Here is a 23,715-nt window from a genome sequence, read left to right on the forward strand (position 1 = left end):
CTAGTTGAATCGTCTTAATCCGCGACTTTCCGGTGTCTCGACGAATATGTGACTCGCGGGTAACATCTCCGGCATGACGAGCCAGGTGCTGGTGATGTGGCAGCGGTTGCGGGCGGTTCCCGGCGGGACCAGGGCGTTCTCGTACGCCTTCACCCGGAAGGCCCCGTTCTTCCGGTCGATCCGGCCGAGGTTCGTCCAGATCAGCCCGAACTACGCGGCCCTGGTGCTGCCGAAGCGGCGGGCCGTGCAGAACCACATCGGCACAGTGCACGCGATTGCCGTGTGCAACGGTCTGGAGGCGGCGATGGGCGCGCTGGCCGAGGCGACCGTCCCGGATGGTAAACGGTGGCTGCCGAAGGGCATGGAGGTCGCGTACCTGGCGAAGTCCACCACCGACCTCACCTGCTCCGCCGAAACCGACCCGTCCGCCTGGACCGCCGGCCCCGACGTACCGGTCCGGGTGAAGGCGGTGCGCACGGACGGAACCGTCGTGGTGGAAGGCACCATCAACCTCTGGGTCACGGACAAGAAGTAGCGCCGTAATGCTGTCGCTTGGCTGAACCGGGCGTCGTAGGGTCGGCGTGTGACTGATGCGCTGCGGTTCATCGATATCGCCGAAGACCAGCTCGATGATGTGATCCGGGTCCGGACCCGGGCGTTCGGGCCGCTGGCGTCCGGCGACCGGGAGCAATGGGTCAAGGACGCGAAGGTGTTCCTCGCCGATGGCAGGTATGTCGGGGTCGTGGCCGGCGACGAGGTGGTCGCGGCCGCGCGGATCTGGGACTTCCGGCAGTGGTGGGGCGGTCGCCAGGTGCCGATGGCCGGCATCGCCGGGGTGGTCGTGTCGCCGGAGTACCGCGGTCGTGGTGTCGGCAGCATGCTGATGCGTGGGGTGCTGAAACGCGGTCTGGACAAGGGGTTCCCGATCAGCGCGCTGTATCCGGCGACGACGGTGATCTACCGGCACCTCGGCTACGAGTTCGGCGGCGGGCGGTACAGGTTCTCCTTCCGGGCGGCCGACCTGCGCGGCCTCGGTGGCAAGGAGGTGAGCGTCCGCCGGGCGGGGCCGGACGATGCGGCGCGGTTCCTGGAGCTGGTCGGCAAGGTGCACGAGAGCGGCCGTGTCGGCGGGCCGATCTCCTGGCCGGACGAGAAGGTCGCCGAATGGCTGGCCGAGGACGAGTCCTTCGCGTACCTCGCTGACGACGGGTTCGTCGTCTACCGATGGGACGACGGGGAGAACCTGCGGGTGGAAGAGCTGGTGGCCGGCTCCGAGGCGACCGCGCGGGCTCTGTGGGCGACGGTCGGTTCGGGGTCGTCGATCGCCGAGACAGTGAACGCGTACGTCTCTCCGCATGACCCGGTCCACCTGCTGGCGTCGTACGAGGCCGGGAAGAGCGCGCAGATCCAGCGATGGATGCTGCGCCTGCTCGACGCGCCGGCCGCGATCGCTGCTCGTGGATTCGCCCCGAGCATCGCCGTCGAGGTCGACCTGCAAGTGGACGATCCGGAACTGCCCGCGAACACCGGCCGCTGGCACCTGTCCGTTGCCGACGGCATCGGTCGCCTGGTCCCCTCGGAAGGCACCGGCGACGCCGTCCGCGTCGGCCCCCGCGGACTAGCTGCCCTTTACGCCGGTACGCCGGTCGCCGCGCTGCGTGGATCGGGGCTGGCATCAGGTGGTTCCGCCGACTCGGACACCTTCCTCGACACGGCGTTCACCGGCCCCACGCCGTACATGCTCGACTACTTCTAGGCCCGGCGCGTTCTGAATCCGGCGCGTTCTGGGCCCGGCGCGTCGATTTCGTGGTCGGGGGACTGCCTGCGTAGGGTTGTCGAACAAACGTTCGGAGGTGGTCCATGCGAGTGCTCGGCGTCGACCCGGGGCTGACCCGGTGTGGCCTCGGCATCGTCGAGGGCACACCCGGCCGGCCGCCGAGACTTGTCGCCGTAGGCGTGATCCGGACGCCCGCCGACCTGGACGTGGCCGAGCGGCTGGTCCTGATCGAGACGGGGATCGACGAGTGGATCACCGAGCACCGGCCGGACGCGGTGGCCGTCGAGCGGGTGTTCGCGCAGCAGAACGTGCGGACCGTGATGGGCACGGCCCAGGCGTCCGGGGTGGCGATGGTGGTGGCCGCGCGGCGCGGGCTGCCGGTCGCGTTGCACACGCCGAGTGAGGTGAAGGCCGCGGTCACCGGCTCCGGCCGCGCCGGCAAGGAACAGGTGACCACCATGGTGACCCGGATCCTCAAGCTCGACGAGCGCCCGACCCCGGCCGACGCCGCGGACGCGTTGGCGCTGGCCATCTGCCAGGTGTGGCGCGGTGGCGTGACGAGCAGGCTGCAGGAGGCGGCAGGGAGCCGGGCCAACCTCGAGGCTCTCGCGCAGGCCCAGTCCCGCTTGCAGGTCGCACGATTGCGGGCCGCGGTGGCGGCACAGGATGCGAACCGAGGAGGAAGCTGATGATCGCGTTCGTGCGTGGCCTGGTGGCTGCGATCGGGGTCGACAGTGCGGTGATCGAGGTCGGGGGAGTAGGCCTGCTGGTGTACTGCCATCCCGGCACGCTCGCGGGGCTGCGGCCGGGGCAGGAGGCCCGGGTGGCGACCTCGATGGTGGTCCGGGAGGACTCGCTCACGCTCTACGGGTTCTCCGACGACGACGAGAAGAGCCTGTTCGAGCTGTTGCAGACCGCCTCGGGGGTCGGTCCGAAGCTGGCCCAGGCGGCGCTCGCGGTGCTGAGCCCTGACCAGTTGCGGCAGGCGGTCGCGACCGAGGACCTGAACTTGCTGGTGAAGGTGCCGGGCATCGGTAAGAAGGGCGCCCAGCGGATCGTGCTGGAGCTGAAGGACAAGATCGGCGCACCCAGAAGGACGGTGACCGGGCGCCCGCTGCAGGTCACCGAGGCATGGAAGGACCAGGTGCAGGCAGGGCTGGTCAACCTGGGCTGGTCGGCCCGCGACGCCGAGGACGCTGTCGTAGCCGTGTCACCGCTGGCGGCCGAGGGTGAGCCGTCGGTGCCGGACCTGCTCCGCGCTGCCCTGCGCGTGCTTTCGAAGGCGTGATCCATGGACGACAACGTCAGGCCGCTGGTGTCCGCCGACGCGGTGGATCTCGAGGAACGCAAGATCGAGTCCGCCCTGCGGCCGCGGACCCTGGCCGAGTTCGGCGGCCAGCGCCGGGTCAGCGAACAGCTGGAGCTGGTCCTGCACGCCGCCCGGGGACGGAACCGCACCCCGGACCACGTGCTGCTGTCCGGACCGCCGGGCCTGGGCAAGACCACCCTGGCGATGATCATCGCGAGCGAGATGTCGGCGCCGTTGCGGGTGACGAGTGGCCCGGCGATCCAGCACGCGGGTGACCTGGCCGCGATCCTGTCCGGGTTGAACGAGGGCGAAGTCCTGTTCCTGGACGAGATCCACCGGATGTCCCGGCCGGCCGAGGAACTGCTCTACATGGCGATGGAGGACTTCCGGGTCGACGTGATCGTCGGCAAGGGGCCGGGCGCGACCGCGATCCCGTTGGAGATCCCGCCGTTCACCCTGGTCGGTGCGACCACCCGGGCCGGTCTGCTGCCCGGGCCGCTGCGGGACCGGTTCGGCTTCACCGGGCACCTGGAGTTCTACGAGTCGGCCGAGCTGGAGAAGATCGTCAACCGGTCGGCGGCGCTGCTCGAGGTCGACATCACCAAGGAGAGCGCGGCCGAGATCGCGTCCCGCTCCCGGGGGACGCCGCGGATCGCGAACCGGTTGCTCCGCCGGGTCCGCGACTACGCGGAGGTACGGGCCGACGGCATCATCACGCTCGCCCTGTCGAAGGCCGCCCTCGAGCTGTACGAGGTGGACAAGATGGGCCTGGACCGGCTGGACCGGTCCGTCCTGGACGCGTTGTGCCGCCGGTTCGGCGGAGGCCCGGTCGGTCTTTCCACCTTGGCGGTTGCGGTCGGCGAAGAACGTGAGACCGTGGAGGAAGTGGCCGAACCATTCCTGGTCCGGTCGGGCTATCTGGCCCGGACGCCGCGCGGCCGCGTCGCCACTCCGGCGGCCTGGCGGCACCTCGGCCTGACGGTCCCGAAGGGCGCCACGTTCGCGGACACTCTCTTCGACACCGAAGACGACTAGCCGGGAACTGTTCGGCATCCGACCACGTAGATAAGGAAACGAGTAACGCAAACGTGACCCGGTGTCATGAGGCACTTATTGGCACTCAGGGTTAGACTCCCCGGTGGCCTGACCCCAGGCCATCCCGTTCGTGTCCTGCGCGCTCGTGCAGAGCGTGCCGGGCCCCCGTATATCTCGACGAAGGATTCTGAATCCCGATGGAACTGATCGCCGCACCGATGGCCTCCTCCGGGGGTGGCTCGGGCATCACGCTCCTGCTCCCGCTGATCCTGATCGTCGGGATGATCTGGTTCATGAGCCGCACCCAGCGCAAGCAGCGCCAGCGGCAGGCCGACACGGTCGCAGCGCTGCAGCCGGGCACCAAGGTGGTCACCACCAGCGGCATGGTCGGCATCGTCGAGGAGGTCGACGACGACTACGTCACCCTCGAGATCTCCGACGGGGTGCTGGTGCAGTTCGCCAAGGCAGCGATCGGCCGGGTGATTCCGGACGAGGTCGATGACAGCACCGACGAGCCGGCCGCTGACGACAAGGTTGAGGACAAGGTCGCGGACGACGAGGCCGAGGACGAGACCCCGGTCGCCGACGAGGCGCGCCCGACGGTCGACGTACCGGAGACCGGTGACAGCAAGGCGCAGGGCAAGCCGAAGCTGCCGCCGACGCACACCGAGAGCTGAGCTGTCTCCCATCGGCCTTCGGCGCCCGAGCGTCTGACGACACTCCGGCGCGCCCCGAAGCACAAAGGTTGAATCTGACGTGGCAACGACGACGACATCCCGCCCCGGGCGGCTCCTGATCGTCTTGGCGGTCATCCTGGTCCTGCTGTTCGGGATCATGGCACTGACCAGGAACTGGAGCCCGAAGCTCGGGCTGGACCTGCGGGGCGGTACCACCATCACGCTGACGGCCAAATCGCTGGCCGGCGGTGGCGCGGTGACCGCGGAGCAGCTGTCCGAGGCGAAGAACATCATTTCGCAGCGGGTGAACGGGGCGGGTGTCGGCGAGGCCGAGATCACCACGGCCGGCAGCAACCACATCAACGTGGCCGTCCCGGGCGCCAGCCAGGACAGCCTGGTCAAGCAGGTCGGCCAGACCGCCCTGCTGTACTTCCGGATCGTGTACGACGCGCAGGCGGGTACACCGGTCCCGGTCACCACCCCGTCGCCGACGCCGACCGGCAAGGCCACGACGACGCCGAAACCGTCCACGACGCCCAAGCCGACGAGCACCGCCACGATCCAGCCGTCCAGCACCCCGACGGCGACGCCGAACGGCCGGGCCTGGAGCAGCGTGCTCGGGCAGGCGACGCCGACGCCCACGCCGACCCCGACGGCCAAGCCGAGCACCCCGGCCGCGACTCCGACTCCGTCGACGCCGGCAGCGACCCCGTCCACCCCGGCGGCCAGTGGTGACCCGCTGACCTGGACGCCGGACGCGGCCACCCAGCAGGCGTACGCGGCGTACACCTGTGACAAGCCTGTGCCGCAGGACGACCCGAACAAGCCGCTGTTCTCCTGCGACCGGGCGAAGACCACGAAGTACCTGCTCGGCCCGGCGATCATCAAGGGCACCGACCTGACCGACGCCAGCGCCGGCATCCCGCAGGGCGGCTTCCAGTGGCAGGTCAACCTGAACTTCAGCGGCGAGGGCGGCGACAAGTTCCTCAAGGCGACCACCGCGATCTCGCAGCGGCCGCAGGGCTCGAACCTGTTCGCGATCGTGCTGGACGGCGAGACGATCTCCAGCCCGAGCGTGGACAGCCCGATCGCCGGCGGTCAGGCGCAGATCACCGGCACCTTCACCGAGGCCGAGGCCCGCGACCTGGCGAACGTGCTCAAGTACGGCGCGCTGCCGGTCTCATTCGACATCTCCTCGGTCGAGACGGTCTCGCCGCAGCTCGGCGGTGACCAGCTGTCCGCGGGCATCATGGCCGGCATCATCGGCCTGATCCTGGTGATCATCTTCTCGTTCCTGTACTACCGCGGCCTGGGCCTCGTGGTGGTCTGCTCGCTGGCCATCGCGGCGCTGCTGACCTACGCGTCGGTGGTGCTGCTCGGCCAGGCGATCGGCTTCACCCTGACGCTGGCCGGTATCGCCGGCCTGATCGTGGCCATCGGTATCACCGCGGACTCGTTCGTCATCTACTTCGAACGGCTCCGGGACGAGGTCCGCGAGGGCCGCAGCCTGCGCTCCTCGGTGGAGACCGGCTGGACCCGGGCCAAGCACACGATCATCGCGGCCGACTCGATCTCACTGCTGGCCGCGATGGTGCTCTACGTCCTCGCGGTCGGCGGCGTGAAGGGCTTCGCCTTCACCCTCGGACTGACCACTCTGATCGACCTGCTGGTGGTGTTCATCTTCACCAAGCCGCTGGTGACGCTGCTGGCCCGGACGGACTTCTTCGGCCACGGCCACAAGCTGTCCGGCCTCGACCCCGAGCATCTCGGGGTGGAACGGCTGCCGGGCCAGATGAAACCGGCCCGGCCGGCGAAACCGTCGACGCGCAAGCCCGTGGGAGGGGAGGTCTGATGTCGAAGCTCGGCAACATCGGTGCCAAGCTGCACCGCGGCGAGATCTCCTACGACTTCGTCGGTCATCGCAAGATCTGGTTCGGCGTCTCCATCGCCCTGGTGGCCATCTCGCTGATCGGGCTGTTCGCCCGGGGCCTGGCGCTCGGCATCGAGTTCAAGGGTGGCGTCGAATACCAGGCGAACGTGAAGGTCACCGACAACACCGTCAGCGACTTCACCGCCGCGGTGAAGGCGACCAACGCCCAGGATCTCGGCGACCCGGTCGTCGCCACGATCGGCACCGACAAGGTCCGGGTGCAGACCCGGCCGCTCTCGCAGGACGACATCGCGAAGGTCCGCACCGCGATCGCCCAGGAGGCCGGCGTCCAGCCGGACCAGGTGAGCAACTCGCAGATCGGCGCCTCCTGGGGTGAGCAGATCGCGAACAAGGCGCTCTGGGCACTCGGAGTGTTCCTGTTCCTCGTCTTCTTGGTGATCTGGGCCTACTTCCGAGAACCCAAGGCGTCGATGGCGGCGCTCATCGCGCTGGTGCACGACGTCCTGATCACCATCGGCGTGTATGCGCTGATCGGGTTCGACGTCACGCCCGCCACCGTGATCGGCGTACTGACGATCCTCGGTTATTCGCTGTACGACACCGTCGTGGTGTTCGACAAGGTGCGGGAGAACACCCGTGGGATCACCGGGTCGAACCGGTTCACCTACAGCGACGCGGCGAACCTGGCCGTCAACCAGACCGTCGTACGGTCGATCAACACCACGCTGATCGCGTTGATGCCGGTCGGATCGATCCTGGTCGTCGGTACGGCGGTTCTGGGCACCGGGCCGCTGAAGGACCTGTCGCTGGCGCTGTTCGTCGGTATCGCGGTCGGGGCGTACTCCTCGGTCTTCATCGCCCCGGCGTTGCTCGCGGTCTTCAAGGAGCGCGAGCCGGGGATGCAGGCGCTGCGCCGGCGGGTCCTCGCCCGTCGAGGTGCCACCTTGACCACAGCTTCCGGTACGCCGATCCCGGCCGCCGCTGGTGCCGCTGCCGGAGCCGGCGCGGGTGGCGGTGCGACGGTCGTGGCCGAGTCGGCCCGGCCGCAGGACCGGCCGAAGTCCACCCGTGCAGGCGCGACGGGCACGACCCCGGCCGCGACGAGCCGGCCGAAGTCGTCTGCGTCGTCCGGGCGGCCGCAACCGAGCCGCAAGCCACGGTCCAAGCGTGGCAAGTAACCAGCGCGGCAAGATCGGGTTCGGGTTCGGGAGAGGCTGCTGATGCGTTCGCTGGAAGAGGTCCTCAAGGACGGCATCCGGGACATTCCGGACTATCCGCAGGCCGGCGTGGTGTTCAAGGACATCACGCCGCTGCTCGCCGATCACACCGGGTTCACCCAGGTGATCGACGCGCTGGCTGCGACCGGCAAGGACGACGACGGCAACCCGGTGGTCGACAAGGTGGTCGGGATCGAGGCACGCGGGTTCATCCTGGCCGCACCGGTCGCGCTCGCCCTCGGCGCCGGGTTCGTCCCGGTCCGGAAGAAGGGCAAGCTGCCGGCCGCGACGTACGAGGAGTCGTATGCGCTGGAGTACGGCGAGGCCACCATCGAGGTCCACCAGGACGCCTTCCAGCCGGGCGACCGGGTGCTGGTGATCGACGACGTGCTGGCGACCGGCGGCACCGTCGAGGCCTGCCTGAAGCTGGTCCGCCGCTGCGGTGCCGAGGTGCTCGGTACGACGGTCCTGATCGAGCTGTCCTTCCTGCCCGGCCGCGAGCGTCTCGCGGGGGAGCAGCTCACCGCCCTCGTCACCGTCTGACCACTCTCCGGAGTCGAATCGTCGCCGGTGCGGCGTGTTGTCCACAGGCCGTGTCCGCCTCGTTCGCCGCTACCCCCTAGACTGGTGGTCTGTCGGCGGAAGGCGGTTAGCACGTGGGCGAAGACCCGGCGATGACCTCAGCGGTGCCGGACGTAGCACCGCTCGAGCCTCCGCGCGCGCCCGCAGTGGTGCGCCCGGCGGTCACTCCTTCGCCGCCGCCTACCCCGCAACCGCCCCGGATCGCGCCCGCGCCCGCCAGGGTTCGCGCCCGGCTGGCCCGCCTCGGCGGCACCCGGCACCCGAACCGCGCGCCGATGCTCGAGCCGCTCTTCCGGGTGGTCCGCGCGACCCACCCCAAGGCCGACCTCGGCATGATCGAGCGCGCCTACCGGACCGCGGAGAAGTACCACACCGGCCAGCTCCGCAAGAGCGGTGACGCCTACATCACCCACCCGCTCGCGGTCGCGACCATCCTTGCCGAGCTCGGTATGACGGCTCCGACCTTGTGCGCGGCGCTGCTGCACGACACCGTCGAGGACACCGACTACACCATCGACCAGCTGACCAAGGACTTCAGCGAAGAGATCGCCATGCTGGTGGACGGCGTGACCAAGCTGGACAAGGTCAAGTACGGCGAGTCCGCGCAGGCCGAGACGATCCGCAAGATGGTCGTCGCGATGGCCAAGGACATCCGGGTGCTGGTGATCAAGCTCGCCGACCGGCTGCACAACATGCGCACCCTCGGCTTCCTCCGGCAGGAGAAGCAGGAGCGGATCGCCCGCGAGACGCTGGAGATCTACGCCCCGCTGGCCCACCGGCTGGGTATGAACACGATCAAGTGGGAGCTCGAGGACCTGTCCTTCTCGACCCTGCACCCGAAGGTCTACGACGAGATCGTCCGGCTGGTGGCCGAGCGAGCTCCGTCGAGGGACGAGTATCTGGCCTCCGTGATCGACCAGGTGCACGAGGACCTGCGCGCCGCCAAGGTGAAGGCGACCGTCACCGGCCGGCCGAAGCACTACTACTCGATCTACCAGAAGATGATCGTCCGCGGCCGCGAGTTCGGCGACATCTACGACCTGGTCGGCATCCGCGTGCTGGTCGAGTCGGTCCGGGACTGCTACGCCGCGCTCGGGGTGCTGCACGCGCGCTGGAATCCGGTGCCCGGCCGGTTCAAGGACTACATCGCGATGCCGAAGTTCAACATGTACCAGTCGCTGCACACCACCGTGATCGGGCCGCAGGGCAAGCCGGTGGAGCTGCAGATCCGGTCGTTCGCGATGCACCGCCGCGCGGAGTACGGCATCGCCGCCCACTGGAAGTACAAGGAAGACCCGAACTCGCCCGTTCCCGAGGTGGCCGGCCCGCCGAGTACCGAGATCGGCAGCCCGAACGAGATGCCGTGGGTCCGGCAGCTGGTCGACTGGCAGCGGGAGACGTCTGACCCGTCGGAGTTCCTCGACTCGCTGCGGTTCGAGATCAACAACTCCGAGGTCTACGTCTTCACCCCCCGCGGTGACGTGATGTCGCTGCCGACCGGCTCGTCACCGGTCGACTTCGCGTATGCGATCCACACCGAGGTCGGGCACCGCTGTATCGGCGCCCGCGTCAACGGCCGGCTCGTCCCGCTGGAGAGCACCCTCGAGAACGGCGACGTGGTCGAGGTCTTCACCTCGAAGGCGCAGGGCGCGGGTCCGTCCCGCGACTGGCTCGGGTTCGTCAAGAGCCCACGCGCGCGGAACAAGATCAAGCACTGGTTCTCCAAGGAGCGCCGCGACGAGGCGATCGAGCACGGCAAGGACGCGATCGCCAAGCAGCTCCGCAAGGAGGGCCTGCCGCTGCAGCGCCTGCTCTCCCACGAGACCCTCACCGCGGTCGCGAACTCACTGCGCTACCCCGACGTCACCGGTCTGTACGCTGCGGTCGGCGAGAGCCACGTCAGCGCGCAGGCCGTCGTACGGCGCCTGATCGAGACGTATGGCGGTGAGGAGGGCGCGGCCGAGGACCTCTCCGAGGGCGTGCGGCTGCCGGCTTCTCGTGAGCGGCGCAAGCGGACTGCCCGCGGCGACGCCGGCGTCATCGTCAAGGGCGCGACGGACATCCTGTCGAAGCTGGCCCGCTGCTGTACGCCGGTACCGGGCGACGAGATCATCGGCTGGATCACCCGCGGCGCCGGCGTCTCGGTCCACCGCGCCGACTGCGCCAACGTCGAGAACCTGCAGACCCAGCCCGAGCGCATCGTCGAGGTCGAGTGGGCCCCCACCGCCCAGTCGGTCTTCCTGGTAGCCATCCAGGTAGAGGCCCTCGACCGAGCCCGCCTCCTCTCAGACATCACCCGGGTCCTTTCCGACTACCACGTCAACATCCTCTCGGCCGCCCTCACCACCACCCGCGACCGCATCGCCAAGTCCCGCTTCACCTTCGAAATGGGCGACCCCACCCACCTGGGCCACGTCCTCAAAGCAGTCCGCTCCGTAGAAGGCGTCTTCGACGTCTACCGCGTAACCCAGTAGCTCACCAGCGTCGCGGCAGTCGTGGCATGGTGCTGAGGAAGTCGCCGACGGCTAGTTCGAGGGCGGGGTAGCTGCCCCAGAGGTCTGTCCGGCGGACGGAGATGATCCGCCAGCCAAGGGCTTCCAGTTCGTCTCGGCGTGCTTCGTCGCGGGCCATTTCGCGGGGGGGCGGGAGTGCCAGCGGTCGCTGTCGTACTCCAGACCTAGGCGGCGCCCGTCGTCGACCGGATCTGGGTAGGCGACGTCGATTCGGTAGTCACGGTGCGGGCCCTTCACCCGGAACTGCAGCTCCGGCCGCCCGAACCCGGCATCGAGCAGCCGAAGTCGCAACCACGACTCCCCCGGTGACTCGGCACGATGGTCCGCGTGGCTGACGATCTGGCGAGCTTGTCGGATCCCTGGCCTGCCGTCGTACGCCGCGACGGCGGTACGCAGGTCTGCCAAGCGCACAATTCCGGAGCGGAGCATGGCGTCGAGGCTCGACAGGGCGAAGGGGCGGGGGAGTCTGCTGGCGAGCTCGACCGCGGTCGTGACCGGCGTCGCCACCTTCAGGCCCGCGATCTCGACTGTCCCCGACGCTTCGCTGGTCGACTCGAGCGGTAACTGTTCGGTGGGGCCCAGAGCGGTGACAGCGATGCCGTGGACCCAAGCGGCGGTCTTGCCGGAAGCGATCCTGTCCGGGCCGAGCAGCAAGGCGACCACCGCCGCGCGCAGCTCGATGGAGTCCGGCACGCGAGAGTCGACGTACACGTCCCTAAATACGCACCTGATCTCGCCGCCGCCGAGTAGCCAGCGGAGTTTCCGGCCTACCTGGTGGGCTCGGAAGGGGAGGCCGGCGAAGTACAGCGGGAAGTCGTACGGAAGCATCCCGGCAGGATGACGTAAACAACCCGTCCCCCGCAGAAGTTCATCCACAGGGAGCGGATGTCTGCGGCCGACTGAGCAGGGGGATCGGGGTCAGCTGAAGTCGGTTAGGGCGTTTTGGGCTTGGGTCAGCCATTCTCGGCGGGCGGCGATGGCTTCTCGGGCCTCGTTGGCCTTGCGGGTGTTGCCCTGGGATTCGGCCTTCGCGGCTTGTTTTTCCAGGTCGGAGATCAGGGACTGCAGTTGTTTGACGGTGGCCTCGGCGCGGGCGCGGGCCTCCGGGTTGCTGCGGTTCCAGACCTCGTCCTCGGCGGCCTTGACGGCCTGCTCGACGGCACGGAGGCGGGCGTCGATGGCGCGCATCGAGTCGCGCGGGACCTTGCCGATCTGGTCCCAGCGGTCGAGCAGGTCGCGGAGCTGTTCGCGGCCGGCCTTGGCGTCGTGGACGGGCAGGATCGCCTCGATCTCGACCAGCAGGGCTTCCTTGGCTTCGAGGTTGGCCACCTGTTCGAGGTTCTCCTCGGCCTGGATGGCGTCGCGGGCGCCGAAGAAGCTGTCCTGGGCGCTGCGGAACCGGGCCCACAGCTTGTCGTCCACCTCGCGCGGCGCGGGGCCGGCCGCCTTCCACTGGCGCATCAGGTCGCGGAAGCGCCCCGAGGTCGGGCCCCAGTCGGTGTTGGCGGCGAGTGACTCGGCCTCGGCAGCCAGCCGTTCCTTGATCCGGGCGGCCTCGTCGCGCTTGGAGGACAGCTCGGCGAAGTGCTGCTTGCGGTGCCGGGTGTACGTCGTCCGGGCGGAGGAGAACCGGTGCCACAGTTCGTCGTCGCTGGACTTGTCCAGCCGGGGGAGCGCCTTCCACTCGTCGAGGAGTTCGCGCAGCCGGGTGACGCCGTGCCGCCAGTCGGTGCCGGCGGCGATCGCCTCGGCCTCGGTGGCGATCTTGGTCTTGGCCTCGCGGGCCTCCTCGACCTTGGCGGCGCGCTCGGCCTTGCGCTTCTCGCGCTGCTGGGCCACCAGCGGGGTGAGCGCCTCGAGCCGGGTCCGCAGGCCGTCCAGGTCGCCGACCGCCTGGGCCTCCTCGATCGACGCGGTCACCTTCTTCACCGCGGCCCGGGCGTCGTCGGGGGACACCGTGCCCGCCTGGACCCGCTTCTCCAGCAGGTCGACCTCGAACGCCAGCGCGTCGTACCGTCGGGTGTAGAAGGCGAGGGCCTCCTCCGGGTTCGCGTCCGGCCACTGGCCGACCGCCCGTTCGCCGTCCTTGGTCCGGACGAACACCGTTCCGTCTTCCGCTACCCGGCCCCAGCTTTCCTCGGCCACAACTCGCCCCTTCCGGCGGTATGTACTGCGCTCGTGCCCATTCTGGTAGGCCCCTGGTCCATCCGGGTGCACAGGGTCCGTCCGGGCGCGTCGAGAGCCATCCCGACCATCTATCCCTGAACAATCACAAACTCCCCGCCGCTACGCAACGGGGTTGCCGTCACAATCCGGGGCCGGAGGTCATTCCGGTACGCCGAGACCGGTAACCTTGGGTGGTCCCGAACTGTCCAGGAAGGTCTGTCGTGCTCATCGCCGGGTTCCCCGCGGGGTCGTGGGGTACGAACTGCTACGTCGTCGCCACCGGCCAGGGCGCTGAGTGCATCGTGATCGACCCGGGCCAGGACGCCGCGCCGGGCGTCGATGAGGTGGTCCGGGAGAACAACCTGAAGCCGGTCGCCGTGCTGCTCACGCACGGTCACATCGACCACATGTTCTCGGTACTCCCGGTCTGCGGGACGTACGACTCCACCGCCTGGATCCACCCGGACGACCGGCACCTGCTGAGCGACCCGATGGCCGGCATCAGCCCCGAGACGGCGCGGATGCTGCTCGGCGGAAACCACACCTTCGCCGAGCCCGACGACGTCGCCGAACTGAAGGACGGCCTGAGCCTCGAACTCGCCGGACTCCGGTTCACCGTCGACCACACTCCCGGCCACACCCAGGGCTCGGTCACCTTCACCACTCCGTACGACGGGCCGGAAGAGGTGCCCGCGGTTCTTTTCTCCGGTGATGTGTTGTTCGCCGGGTCGATCGGCCGGACGGATCTGCCAGGTGGCGACCATTCGGCCATGCTGCATACGTTGGCCACCAAGATCCTGCCGATGCGCGACGAGATCGTCGTCCTGCCGGGTCATGGTGGCCAGACCACGATCGGCCGGGAGAAGGCGACCAACCCTTACTTGCAGGACCTGGAGAAATAGGCATATGAGCAAGGCCAAATCGTGAGCAAGATCAGCCCCATCAGCGGGTTCCCCGAGTTCCTACCCGCCGACCGGATCGTCGAGCAGAAGTTCCTCGACGTGATCCGGGAGACGTTCGAGCTGCACGGCTTCGCTTCGATCGAGACTCGCGCTGTCGAGCCGGTCGAGCGGCTGTCGAACCAGGGCGAGGACGCCGACAAGGAGATCTACGGCGTCCAGCGGCTGGCGGCGGGCGATGACGACGGCCCGGGCCTGGGGCTGCACTTCGACCTGACTGTGCCGTTCGCGCGGTACGTGCTGGAGCACAGCGGCAAGCTGGTCTTCCCGTTCCGGCGCTACCAGATCCAGAAGGTGTGGCGGGGTGAGCGGCCGCAGGAGGGCCGGTACCGCGAGTTCAGCCAGGCCGACATCGACATCGTCGACAGTGGCGAGCTGCCGAACCACTACGAGGTCGAGCTCCCGCTGGTGATCGCCGACGTGTTCCGCAAGCTGCCGGTGCCCGAGTTCGTCATCAAGGTGAACAACCGCAAGATCCCCGAGGGGTTCTACCGCGGCCTCGGCCTGGACGACGTGGCCACCGTGCTGCGGATCGTCGACAAGATCGACAAGATCGGCCCGGACAAGGTGATCGAGCGGCTGGTCGAGTCCGGTGCGACCGACGCGCAGGCGAAGCTCGCGGTCCAGCTGGCCGACATCTCCAGCACCGACACGTCGTTCGTGGAGAAGGTCCGCGCACTCGGTGTCGAGCACGAGATCCTCGATGAGGGCCTCGAGCAACTGAGCCAGGTGATGGCGGCGGCTGCCGAGCACGCACCCGGCCTGTTGATGGCCGACCTGCGGATCGCCCGCGGTCTGGACTACTACACCGGCGCGGTCTACGAGATCTACCTGGTCGGGCAGGAGTCGTTCGGCTCCGTTGGCGGTGGCGGCCGGTACGACGCGCTCGCCTCCGACGGCAAGACCACGTACCCCGGGGTCGGGATCTCGATCGGCGTGTCCCGGCTCGTCCACCGGCTGGTGGGACAAGGCCAGCTCAAGGCATCGCGCAGTACGCCGACCGCCGTACTGGTTGCTCTCAACGCTGAAGAGGACCGGGCCGACGCGATGCGGACCGCCGCCGTACTGCGGGACCGGGGCATCCCGGTCGAGGTGGCGCCGGCGGCCGCGAAGTTCGGCAAGCAGATCAGGTTCGCGGATCGCCGCGGGATCCCGTTCGTATGGTTCAGCACCGAAAACGGGGCCGAGGTCAAGGACATCCGCAGTGGCGAGCAGGTCCCGGCCGACCCGGCGACCTGGACTCCGCCCGCAGACGACGTACGTGCCCAGATCGAAACGACACAGCTCGAAACCCTTCAGGAGAACTCGTGATCCGTACCCACTCCGCCGGCTCGTTGCGGGCCGAGCACACCGGGCAGACCGTGACGCTGGCGGGCTGGGTGGCGCGGCGGCGAGATCACGGCGGCGTGGCGTTCATCGACCTGCGCGACTCCAGCGGCGCCGTCCAGGTGGTGATCCGGGACGAGGAGGTCGCGCACCCGCTCCGCGCGGAGTACTGCCTGAAGATCGTCGGTGAGGTGAACGCGCGGCCGGAGGGCAACGCGAACCCGAACCTGCCGACCGGTGAGATCGAGGTGATCGCCACCGGGGTGGAGGTGCTGAACGAGGCCGCGCCGCTGCCGTTCCCGGTCGAGGAGCATCACGCGACCCCGGTGAACGAGGAGGTCCGGCTGAAGTACCGGTACCTCGACCTGCGCCGGCAGGGTCCGGGGGCCGCGCTCCGGCTGCGCAGCAAGGTGAACAAGGCGGCCCGCGACGTGCTCGCGCGGCACGACTTCGTCGAGATCGAGACGCCGACGCTGACCAAGTCCACGCCGGAGGGCGCGCGCGACTTCCTGGTCCCTGCCCGCCTGCAGCCGGGATCGTGGTACGCGCTGCCGCAGTCGCCGCAGCTGTTCAAGCAGCTGCTGATGGTGGCCGGGATGGAGCGGTACTACCAGATCGCCCGTTGCTACCGGGACGAGGACTTCCGGGCCGACCGGCAGCCGGAGTTCACCCAGCTCGACATCGAGATGAGCTTCGTCGACCAGGACGACGTGATCGCGCTGTCCGAAGAGGTCCTGACCGAGCTGTGGAAGCTGGCCGGGTACGAGATCCAGACGCCGATCCAGCGGATGACGTACGCCGAGGCGATGGCGCGGTTCGGCAGCGACAAGCCGGACCTGCGGATGGGCCTGGAGCTGGTCGAGTGCACGGAGTACTTCAAGAACACGCCGTTCCGGGTCTTCCAGGCGCCGTACGTCGGCGCGGTGGTGATGCCGGGCGGGGCGGATCAGCCGCGCAAGCAGCTGGACGCGTGGCAGGACTGGGCCAAGCAGCGTGGTGCGCGCGGTCTGGCGTACGTGCTCGTCGGTCAGGACGGTGAGCTCGGCGGTCCGGTCGCGAAGAACCTGTCCGAGGAGGAGCGCGCCGGGCTGGCGGATCACGTGGGCGCGAAGCCGGGGGACTGCGTGTTCTTCGCAGCCGGCCCGGTGAAGTCGTCGCGGGCGCTGCTCGGCGCGGCCCGGTTGGAGATCGGCCGCCGGGGTGGGCTGATCGACGAGTCCACCTGGTCGTTCGTGTGGATCGTGGACGCGCCGCTGTTCGAGCCGGCCGATGAGGCGACGGCGGCCGGTGAAGTAGCTGTCGGTTCGGGTGCGTGGACGGCGGTGCACCACGCGTTCACGTCGCCGAAGCCGGAGTCGCTGAACAGCTTCGACACGGATCCGGGGTCGGCGCTGGCGTACGCGTACGACATCGTCTGCAACGGGAACGAGATCGGCGGCGGGTCGATCCGTATCCACCGTGAGGACGTGCAGAAGCGGGTGTTCGCGGTGATGGGGCTGACCGAGGAGGAGGCGACGGAGAAGTTCGGCTTCCTGCTGGACGCCTTCAAGTTCGGCGCCCCGCCGCACGGCGGGATCGCGTTCGGCTGGGACCGCATCACGGCGCTGCTGTCCGGCAGCGAGTCCATCCGCGACGTCATCGCCTTCCCCAAGTCCGGCGGCGGCTTCGACCCCCTGACGTCCGCCCCGGCCCCCATTACCCCCGCCCAACGCAAAGAGGCCGGCGTCGACGCCACCCCGGAGCCCAAGGCGTAACAGCCGCTTACGTCCGAAGAACCTTGGGTTATAGCGCAAGGTTCTTCGGACGTTGCCGGCTTGAGCGTCACCCGGCGGAAACACGGTCCGTATACGATTGGCGGGGTGACGTCTCAAGGGGTGGTTGTGGGGGACGGGCAGCTGCCGTTGCGGGATGTGGTGGCGGCGGAGCTGCGGCGGTTGATCCTGGACGGGACGTTGCAGCCGGGGGAGCGGCTGGTGGAGGACCGAGTGGCCCAGCTGCTCGGGGTCTCGCGGAACCCACTCAGGGAAGCGATGCGGGTGCTCGAGGCCGAAGGGTTCCTCGACGTGACGGCTCGGCGCGGGGCGTTCGTGTGCCAACTGTCGGCGCGGCAGGCCGAGGATCTGTTCCATGTCCGGATGGCTTTGGAGCCATTGGGAGCTCGACTCGCCGCCGAGGTGGAAGACCGTGATCCGGCCTTGCTGGCACGCGCCTGGGCGATCATGGACCTGGTCCGCGAGTCGGGGCCGGAGCAGGACAAGGACACCCTGTCCAATCTGCATTCCGAGCTGCACTCGCTGATCTTCGAGCTGACCAGGAACAGCTATCTGATCGCCATCGCGATCCCCATGGTGAAGCGCGGACAATGGCTGCTCCGGCAGAGCGCGCCGCTGCAGAACCCGGCCGCCTGGTCCGAGCATCACGGCCTACTCGCCGCGATCGAGGCCGGCGACGCCGATCTGGCCGAGGCCGCCGCCCGGCACCACGTACTCCGCGTCCGCAACAGCCTCCGTCCACTCCTGGATCACGACTGACCGTTTTGTATACGAAGGGACAGTCCGGATGACCTCGTACCGCATCCTGCCGCCGACCAGGGAAGGCCGGATCCCGTACTCCGCCGGTGAGACCTGGTTCCGGGTGACCGGCGACCTGGACAGTGGCGTCACCCCGTTGGTCGTGGCCCATGGCGGTCCCGGCGCGACGCACCAGTACCTGTTGTCGCTCACCGCACTCGGGGACGACCGGCCGGTGATCCACTACGACCAACTCGGCTGCGGCAACTCGACCCAGCTGCCCGACACCGACCCGTCGTACTGGACGGTCGACCTCTTTCTCAACGAACTCGACAACCTGCTGACCACGCTCGGCATCGCGGACGAGTACCACCTGCTCGGCCAGTCCTGGGGCGGCATGCTCGCCGCCGAACACGCCGTACGACGTCCCGCCGGGCTGAAGCGGCTCGTCATCTCCAACTCGCCCGCGTCGATGCCGTTGTGGCTGGAGGCGGCCAACTCCCTCCGAGCGGAGTTGCCGCCCGAAGTGGACAAGACGCTGCTGGCCCACGAGGAGGCCGGCACCACCGACTCCGCGGAGTACGCGGCCGCGATGAAGGTCTTCTACGACCGGCACGTCTGCCGCGTGGTCCCGAATCCGCCCGAGGTGGCAGCGGCCTTCAAGTCGATGGACGAGAACCCGACCGTCTACCACACGATGAACGGGCCGAGCGAGTTCCACGTCATCGGCAGCCTGCGCGAGTGGACGGTGGTGGACCGGCTGCCCGCGATCGCCGTACCGACGTTGGTGATCTCCGGCGCGTACGACGAGGCCGCGCCGGTCGCGGTCCACCCGTACGCCGACCTGATCCCCGGCGCGCGCTGGGAGATCTTCGAGGAGTCCAGCCACCTCCCGAACGTCGAAGAACCCGCGCGCTACCTGTCCGTGGTCGAGTCGTTCCTATCCAACAAGGTCGTCTAGCACCCGGTCGGCGTGCTCGCGGATCGCGACCAGGTCGGCCTGCTGCGCGATGGTGTGTTCGGCATCGGCCATCACCAGTTGCACGTGTCGGGCGACCAGCCTCCGATCGGCGTCGTCAAGGCAGAACTGCCCGGTGCTGTGCAGGATCCGGAGCAGCGCCCGCACCACCCGGGGTTCGGCCTTCCCGTACCGCCGGACCTGGCCGGTGGCGAGATCCAGGTAGTAGGCGAGATCCCGGCCCGGCACGACAACCCGCAACGCACCGGACGAATCACTGAGCTGCTGATCGCCGAGCCTGCGCCCGGCCAGCGAGGCGAGCACCACCGACAGGTGCTCGATCGCCTGGATCGAGGTGTACGGGTCGTTGATCGCCGGCGACAGCGCCTTGACCGCGATGTCGGCGAGCTGCCGTACGCCGAACGCCACGTCCTGCTCGGCGGTCCGTTCGAAGCCGATCCGTACGGCGTCGCGCGTGGCTGACCGGAGTCCGTCGAGATCCGGGGGAGGCTGGTCCGGGCCCGGCCGCCACACGTGGACGAGCGGCGAGCCGGCGATCACGTGCTCTCCGACCATCCGGGTGACGGCGGCAACCACATCCGCCGAAACCGCCGCGGGCAGGAGGTATTCGGGATGGATGGTCTGCACGTAGCCCGACCCGTAAGCCGGTACCGGAATCGCCCACGGCGGCGGATCCGGTCGCGTCGCCGGGTTGAACGCTTCGACCGGCAGATCGTGCGCGATGACCCGCAGAGTCCGTCGCTCCACCGTGCGCATGACCTCGTCGATCTGGATCGAGTGGGTCAGGTGATGCACGAAGAAGACCAGGGTCAGCAGGCTGAGGAAGAGCAGCAGCAACGCGACCGTGACAGCCAGCCGTGGGTACTCGTCGACGCGTTGCCGGGCCTCCACCCCGACCGTGTAGAGCCCCGCGGTGCTGTAGGTGAAGGTCGCGACGAAGATGCTCAGCACCACCTGGTTCACCCGGTCGCGGAGGAAGTTCCGCAGCAACCGGGGCGAGAACTGGGTCGAGGCGAGCTGGAGTGCCACGACGGTGAGGCCGAGAACCAGCGCGATGACGGTGGCCATCGTGCTGGCGATGGCGATCAGCAGGGTGCGGGCGTCGTCGGCGGTGCCCTGGAACACGAAGTTGTCCGCCCAGGACCCCGGCGCCACCTGGACGAAGGACAGCCCGGAGCCCGCGATCAGCGCGAGCACGACCGCAAGCGAAGGCAGCGCCCACAGCGCACCACGCAGGTACTCGCCTGTGGCGTCACGTCGCACGGGTAGCTCCCTCCCTTGCGCTCACTGTCGCGCCGTCCGTGTCGGGGGTCAACGGGATGTGGCGGGGGATGTGGCGGGGGATGTGGCACAGTCGGGAGGGTGACGGCTGTCCAGGTTCCCGTCGAGTTGTTGCCACATCTGCGGCGTGCGCGGGATGTTGCCGATCGCAACTACGCCGAACCACTGGACCTGGACGAGCTGGCCCGTGCCGCCGGGGTTTCGAAGTACCACTTCCTCCGGTGTTTCGCCGCGGCGTACGGCGAGACGCCGATGCAGTACGTGACCCGGCGCCGGATCGAGCGGGCGGCCGATCTGCTCCGCGCGACGAACCTGACCGTCACCGAGGTGTGCGGGCTGGTCGGCTATACCAGCCTCGGGTCGTTCTCCCAGCGGTTCACCGAGCTGGTCGGGGTCAGCCCGTCGGAGTACCAGCGGACCCAGGTCGGCGCGCGGATCCCGGGCTGCTTCGTGTTCATGCTCGGGCTGAACTCCGCAATCCCGGAGAAGCAGACCGAGGCGGGGGAGACCTACCGTCGTACCGAAGACAACGACGAGGAGGAACCGTGATCACCAACGTCAGCATGGTCACCGTGTACGTGAACGACATCGACGAGGCGAAGGCGTTCTACACCGACAAGCTCGGCTTCAAGCTCAAGGAGGACATCTCGCTGCCCGACTTCCGCTGGTGTACGGTCTATCAAGCCGACCACCCGGAGTTGCGGCTCGCGTTGATGCTGCCCGGGCCGCCGTTGGACGAGGAGTCGACCGACTGGATGCGCCGGATCATGGCGAAGGGCTCGCTGCACGGGTTCGGGATCGCCACCGACGACTGCCGCAAGACGTTCGACGAGCTCGTCGCCAAGGGAGTCGAGTACATCCAGGAACCATCCGACCGCCCGTATGGCGTGGAGGCGGTACTGCGGGACAACTCCGGCAACTGGCTCGTCCTGGTCGAACAGAAGCCGTACAGCCCGGAGGACTTCGCCTGACTTACCTTTGCCGGTGTGGAGATCTCCGTGGACCCGGTCGGTGTGCAGCCGCCGTACGAGCAGGTGAAGGACCAAATCGCGGACCAGACCCGGCGGGGCGAGCTCGCCCGCGGGACCCGGTTGCCGACCGTACGGCAGCTTTCGCTCGACCTCGGGCTGGCGGTGAACACAGTTGCCCGGGCCTACAAGGAGCTCGAGGCGGACCGGCTGGTCGAGACGCGCGGCCGGAACGGGACCTTCGTCCTCGCGGCGCGCAGCCAGGTGGACGACGAGGAGACCCGGGCAGCCGCGAAGGCGCTCGCCCGGGCGGCCCATCGGGCCAACCTGAGCCTGGCCGAGGCGACCCGGATCCTGCACGACAGCTGGTAGGCGGAAACGATTCCAGATTGCTTGGGGACAACGTTGTCCGAGCTATTTACACGGCTGGTGACGGTGGCTAACCTCACGGTCATTTGACAGCGATGTCAACGACTGGGGAGTGGTCACGATGGTGTCGAGACGAACGTTCCTGGCGGGAAGCGGCGCGGTGGCGGCCGGGGGACTGGGCTGGGTCCAGTCGAGCAGCGCGTCGGCCGCAACTGGTGAGACGGCCCGGCGGCTGCTGCCGAGCTGCAACCGCCCGACGCACTTGCACTACGGCGATGTCAGCAAGCTGAGCGGTGGCGACCAGACACTGCTCACCACGTTGCAAGGGGTTGTCAATCGCAGTCGCCCCGAGCTCTACTTCCTCTTCTCGCCCGGCGGCACGGACGGTGTCGACGCGCGCTGGCTGCGCAACACCGGCGTCCCGACGACCCAGTACGCCGATCCGCTGGACCTGGTTGCGCGGTACAAGAACCGTGTTCGTGGCGCGATCCTGCACGATCCCGCCGTACCGGACTCGCTCAACATCGCCACCACCCTCGCGGGCCTGGAGAACGCGGTGGTCGCGGACGAGGCCCAGGCCCGTACCCACGGGCTGAAGGTGATCAAGGATCTGCGCGGCGTCTTCGACGGCGACCGGGTGAAGACGTACCGCTGGCAACTGGCGAACCTGTTCCCGCGCTGCAGTCATCAACTCCTCGCCGGCCTCCCGCCGACCATGGTGGTGCAGGCCGAGAACCTCACCTGGCATGAGATCGCCCGGGAGACCAGGCAGATCCGGGACTCGTCGAACCGCGGCAGCTACACGCTCGACGTATCGCCGGCGCTCGGCAAGGAGGCCGTGTACGTCCGCTTCCAGGACTCCTTCGGCGACGACGGCTGGGGCCCGTCCGTCACGTCGGTGTCGGCTGCCGCAAACGGTACGCCGCTGGCGAGCTTCCTGGTCAACACTCCGGAAGAGGTGCCGTATCTCTTCGACGGGCTGAACTCCTCGATCGGTGGTGAGGCCAACCGGTTCAGTGACGGCGGCGGCTACTTCATCCACAAGTTTACCCCACCGGCCGGGACCACCTCTTTGACCGTGACAGTAGAGATGTGGAACCAGTACCTGGTGACCGCGACGGACACCGCGCCGACCCGGGTCGAGCCGTTCCCGTACTTCCGGGACTACGTGGTCGCCACCAAGTCACTCGTCAGCTGGCTTCCGCCGAACGGGCCGACGGGTGAGCTCCTGAAGGCACACTTCGACGCGGTGCCGCCGACCACGCCGTACGCCGGCTGGTTCTCCAACGACGTCGCGGGGGAGTGGAGCGGGGTCGACCTGGCCGCGCAGGGCGGGGTCGAGGTGCTGCCGGCCGACTTCTACATGAACGGCACGGTCCACTCCGGAGTGGTCGCGCCGATCTCCGACAAGGTCCGCAGCTTCACGCCGCTCAAGCCGGCGAACAAGATCTACGTCACCCTGACCTTCGGCGAGGGCGACAACGTGCAGTACTGCCAACGGCGGATGCGTGATCTGTGGGACGACCCGCGACGCGGCGAGGCGCCGGTCAACTGGACGGTCAGTCCGCTGCTCGCCGACATCGGCCCCGCCCTGCTCAGCCACTACCAGCGGACCGCGACGAAGTACGACCTGCTGATCTGCGGACCGTCCGGCGCGGGATACAGCTACCCGGGTGCCTGGCCGGCCGACGAGGTGGACGAATACCTCAAGCTCTCCGGCCTCTACATGCGCCGGACCGGGATGAACCTCGTCTACGCCTACAACCATCGCGAGAACAACGCGTGGGTGCCGTTCTCGGAGACCATCGGCCGGTCGTACGCCGAGCACACGCCGGTCCGCGGCATCATCCAGTCGTGGGAGGGCGGCGACCTACTCGTACGCCGGGGCGGGCTGCCCGTGATCGGCAACTTCTCCCCGCCCGGCAAGGCCGCGGAGTACAAGGCGGGTCTCGACAACCACACGAAGGACTGGACCGGTACGGCGCCGATGTTCATCGCCGGCGGGGTCAACGCCTGGTCCTGGACTCCGTCGGACGTCGCGGACCTGGCGAAACTACTGACCCCGCCGTACGAGCTTGTCCTGGGCAACGCTTTCTTCGACTTGCTCAACCGCGTTCTGTAGCAGGGCACGCTCCGGCGGGAGGGTCCGCCGGCCT

At 68.6% G+C, this 23,715-nt stretch carries 22 protein-coding genes; 19 read left to right on the top strand and 3 right to left on the bottom strand.

All coding sequences use genetic code 11. The features are described 5' to 3' along the window. Positions 1-73: 73 nt before the first annotated feature. The 10 genes from EV643_RS16415 (at position 74) to EV643_RS16460 (ending at position 10,962) form a co-directional block, all read left to right on the top strand. On the top strand, positions 74-535 hold the full coding sequence (locus EV643_RS16415) for a hotdog fold domain-containing protein (RefSeq protein ID WP_133800941.1): 462 nt from the start codon (positions 74-76) through the stop codon (positions 533-535). A 48-nt stretch (positions 536-583) separates the two neighbouring features. Further along, positions 584-1,756: a GNAT family N-acetyltransferase gene (locus tag EV643_RS16420; protein ID WP_133800942.1), complete on the top strand. Its 1,173-nt coding sequence runs from the start codon at positions 584-586 to the stop codon at positions 1,754-1,756. Positions 1,757-1,860: 104 nt separating this feature from the next. Further along, a complete protein-coding gene (gene ruvC, locus EV643_RS16425; protein ID WP_133800943.1) occupies positions 1,861-2,466 on the top strand; it encodes a crossover junction endodeoxyribonuclease RuvC in 606 nt (201 codons plus the stop codon). After that, the gene (gene ruvA, locus EV643_RS16430; protein ID WP_133800944.1) at positions 2,466-3,065 is read left to right on the top strand and encodes a Holliday junction branch migration protein RuvA; all 600 of its coding nucleotides are present in this window, start codon (positions 2,466-2,468) and stop codon (positions 3,063-3,065) included. Before ruvC ends, ruvA begins: the two co-directional genes overlap by 1 nt. 3 nt (positions 3,066-3,068) lie before the next feature. After that, the gene (gene ruvB / locus EV643_RS16435; protein ID WP_133800945.1) at positions 3,069-4,121 is read left to right on the top strand and encodes a Holliday junction branch migration DNA helicase RuvB; all 1,053 of its coding nucleotides are present in this window, start codon (positions 3,069-3,071) and stop codon (positions 4,119-4,121) included. Between the two features lie 197 nt (positions 4,122-4,318). Continuing rightward, positions 4,319-4,798: a preprotein translocase subunit YajC gene (gene yajC, locus EV643_RS16440; protein ID WP_133800946.1), complete on the top strand. Its 480-nt coding sequence runs from the start codon at positions 4,319-4,321 to the stop codon at positions 4,796-4,798. 79 nt (positions 4,799-4,877) lie between these two features. Continuing rightward, complete coding sequence (gene secD, locus EV643_RS16445) at positions 4,878-6,650, top strand: protein translocase subunit SecD (RefSeq protein WP_133800947.1); 1,773 nt, start codon at positions 4,878-4,880, stop codon at positions 6,648-6,650. Further along, positions 6,650-7,867 carry a protein translocase subunit SecF gene (secF, locus tag EV643_RS16450; RefSeq protein WP_133800948.1) on the top strand — a complete coding sequence of 406 codons (1,218 nt, stop codon included), beginning with the start codon at positions 6,650-6,652 and terminating at the stop codon, positions 7,865-7,867. Before secD ends, secF begins: the two co-directional genes overlap by 1 nt. 42 nt (positions 7,868-7,909) lie before the next feature. Continuing rightward, positions 7,910-8,449 carry an adenine phosphoribosyltransferase gene (locus EV643_RS16455; RefSeq protein ID WP_133800949.1) on the top strand — a complete coding sequence of 180 codons (540 nt, stop codon included), beginning with the start codon at positions 7,910-7,912 and terminating at the stop codon, positions 8,447-8,449. A 131-nt stretch (positions 8,450-8,580) separates the two neighbouring features. Continuing rightward, complete coding sequence (locus tag EV643_RS16460) at positions 8,581-10,962, top strand: RelA/SpoT family protein (RefSeq protein ID WP_370452291.1); 2,382 nt, start codon at positions 8,581-8,583, stop codon at positions 10,960-10,962. A 51-nt stretch (positions 10,963-11,013) separates the two neighbouring features. Here EV643_RS16460 and EV643_RS16465 read toward each other — a convergent pair whose 3' ends face one another. Both EV643_RS16465 and EV643_RS16470 read right to left on the bottom strand, forming a co-directional pair. After that, the gene (locus tag EV643_RS16465) at positions 11,014-11,829 is read right to left on the bottom strand and encodes a type IV toxin-antitoxin system AbiEi family antitoxin (RefSeq protein WP_238165617.1); all 816 of its coding nucleotides are present in this window, start codon (positions 11,827-11,829) and stop codon (positions 11,014-11,016) included. A gap of 90 nt (positions 11,830-11,919) precedes the next feature. Next, positions 11,920-13,146, bottom strand: coding sequence for a DUF349 domain-containing protein (locus EV643_RS16470; RefSeq protein ID WP_133800951.1), 1,227 nt, complete (start codon positions 13,144-13,146; stop codon positions 11,920-11,922). Positions 13,147-13,388: 242 nt separating this feature from the next. Here EV643_RS16470 and EV643_RS16475 point away from each other — a divergent pair, with 242 nt between their 5' ends. The 5 genes from EV643_RS16475 to EV643_RS16495 all read left to right on the top strand — a co-directional run bounded on the left by EV643_RS16475 (position 13,389) and on the right by EV643_RS16495 (position 18,923). After that, a complete protein-coding gene (locus EV643_RS16475) occupies positions 13,389-14,069 on the top strand; it encodes an MBL fold metallo-hydrolase (protein WP_133800952.1) in 681 nt (226 codons plus the stop codon). A 21-nt stretch (positions 14,070-14,090) separates the two neighbouring features. Then, positions 14,091-15,437 carry a histidine--tRNA ligase gene (gene hisS, locus EV643_RS16480; RefSeq protein ID WP_133800953.1) on the top strand — a complete coding sequence of 449 codons (1,347 nt, stop codon included), beginning with the start codon at positions 14,091-14,093 and terminating at the stop codon, positions 15,435-15,437. Then, on the top strand, positions 15,434-17,206 hold the full coding sequence (gene aspS, locus EV643_RS16485) for an aspartate--tRNA ligase (RefSeq protein WP_133800954.1): 1,773 nt from the start codon (positions 15,434-15,436) through the stop codon (positions 17,204-17,206). Before hisS ends, aspS begins: the two co-directional genes overlap by 4 nt. Before the next feature lie 105 nt (positions 17,207-17,311). After that, positions 17,312-17,983, top strand: coding sequence for a GntR family transcriptional regulator (locus EV643_RS16490; RefSeq protein WP_133800955.1), 672 nt, complete (start codon positions 17,312-17,314; stop codon positions 17,981-17,983). Positions 17,984-18,011: 28 nt separating this feature from the next. Beyond that, positions 18,012-18,923 (top strand): proline iminopeptidase-family hydrolase, encoded by a 912-nt coding sequence (locus EV643_RS16495; RefSeq protein WP_133800956.1) that lies wholly within the window; start codon positions 18,012-18,014, stop codon positions 18,921-18,923. Here the strand turns inward: EV643_RS16495 and EV643_RS16500 are convergent. Continuing rightward, entirely contained in the window at positions 18,903-20,204 is a 1,302-nt protein-coding gene (locus EV643_RS16500) for a DUF2254 domain-containing protein (RefSeq protein ID WP_133800957.1), read from the bottom strand. The two genes, EV643_RS16495 and EV643_RS16500, sit on opposite strands and share 21 nt — an antisense overlap. Positions 20,205-20,303: 99 nt before the next feature. Between EV643_RS16500 and EV643_RS16505 the strand changes: the two genes are divergently transcribed. The 4 genes from EV643_RS16505 to EV643_RS16520 all read left to right on the top strand — a co-directional run bounded on the left by EV643_RS16505 (position 20,304) and on the right by EV643_RS16520 (position 23,681). Beyond that, the gene (locus tag EV643_RS16505) at positions 20,304-20,771 is read left to right on the top strand and encodes a helix-turn-helix domain-containing protein (RefSeq protein WP_133800958.1); all 468 of its coding nucleotides are present in this window, start codon (positions 20,304-20,306) and stop codon (positions 20,769-20,771) included. Beyond that, complete coding sequence (locus EV643_RS16510; protein WP_133800959.1) at positions 20,768-21,193, top strand: VOC family protein; 426 nt, start codon at positions 20,768-20,770, stop codon at positions 21,191-21,193. Before EV643_RS16505 ends, EV643_RS16510 begins: the two co-directional genes overlap by 4 nt. Positions 21,194-21,208: 15 nt before the next feature. Next, on the top strand, positions 21,209-21,562 hold the full coding sequence (locus EV643_RS16515) for a GntR family transcriptional regulator (RefSeq protein WP_238165618.1): 354 nt from the start codon (positions 21,209-21,211) through the stop codon (positions 21,560-21,562). A 118-nt stretch (positions 21,563-21,680) separates the two neighbouring features. Then, positions 21,681-23,681: a GxGYxYP domain-containing protein gene (locus EV643_RS16520; protein WP_133800960.1), complete on the top strand. Its 2,001-nt coding sequence runs from the start codon at positions 21,681-21,683 to the stop codon at positions 23,679-23,681. Positions 23,682-23,715: the final 34 nt, after the last annotated feature.

The organism is Kribbella caucasensis (assembly GCF_004361855.1).
Lineage (GTDB): Bacteria > Actinomycetota > Actinomycetes > Propionibacteriales > Kribbellaceae > Kribbella > Kribbella caucasensis.

Bases quoted from the DNA above. Each gene is read 5' to 3' on its own strand.
- ruvB (WP_133800945.1), top strand. From the start codon at position 3,069: ATGGACGACAACGTCAGGCCGCTGGTGTCCGCCGACGCGGTGGATCTC.
- EV643_RS16465 (WP_238165617.1), bottom strand. From the start codon at position 11,829: ATGCTTCCGTACGACTTCCCGCTGTACTTCGCCGGCCTCCCCTTCCGA.
- yajC (WP_133800946.1), top strand. From the start codon at position 4,319: ATGGAACTGATCGCCGCACCGATGGCCTCCTCCGGGGGTGGCTCGGGC.
- secF (WP_133800948.1), top strand. From the start codon at position 6,650: ATGTCGAAGCTCGGCAACATCGGTGCCAAGCTGCACCGCGGCGAGATC.
- EV643_RS16460 (WP_370452291.1), top strand. From the start codon at position 8,581: ATGACCTCAGCGGTGCCGGACGTAGCACCGCTCGAGCCTCCGCGCGCG.
- EV643_RS16495 (WP_133800956.1), top strand. From the start codon at position 18,012: ATGACCTCGTACCGCATCCTGCCGCCGACCAGGGAAGGCCGGATCCCG.
- EV643_RS16415 (WP_133800941.1), top strand. From the start codon at position 74: ATGACGAGCCAGGTGCTGGTGATGTGGCAGCGGTTGCGGGCGGTTCCC.
- EV643_RS16455 (WP_133800949.1), top strand. From the start codon at position 7,910: ATGCGTTCGCTGGAAGAGGTCCTCAAGGACGGCATCCGGGACATTCCG.
- ruvA (WP_133800944.1), top strand. From the start codon at position 2,466: ATGATCGCGTTCGTGCGTGGCCTGGTGGCTGCGATCGGGGTCGACAGT.
- ruvC (WP_133800943.1), top strand. From the start codon at position 1,861: ATGCGAGTGCTCGGCGTCGACCCGGGGCTGACCCGGTGTGGCCTCGGC.
- EV643_RS16520 (WP_133800960.1), top strand. From the start codon at position 21,681: ATGGTGTCGAGACGAACGTTCCTGGCGGGAAGCGGCGCGGTGGCGGCC.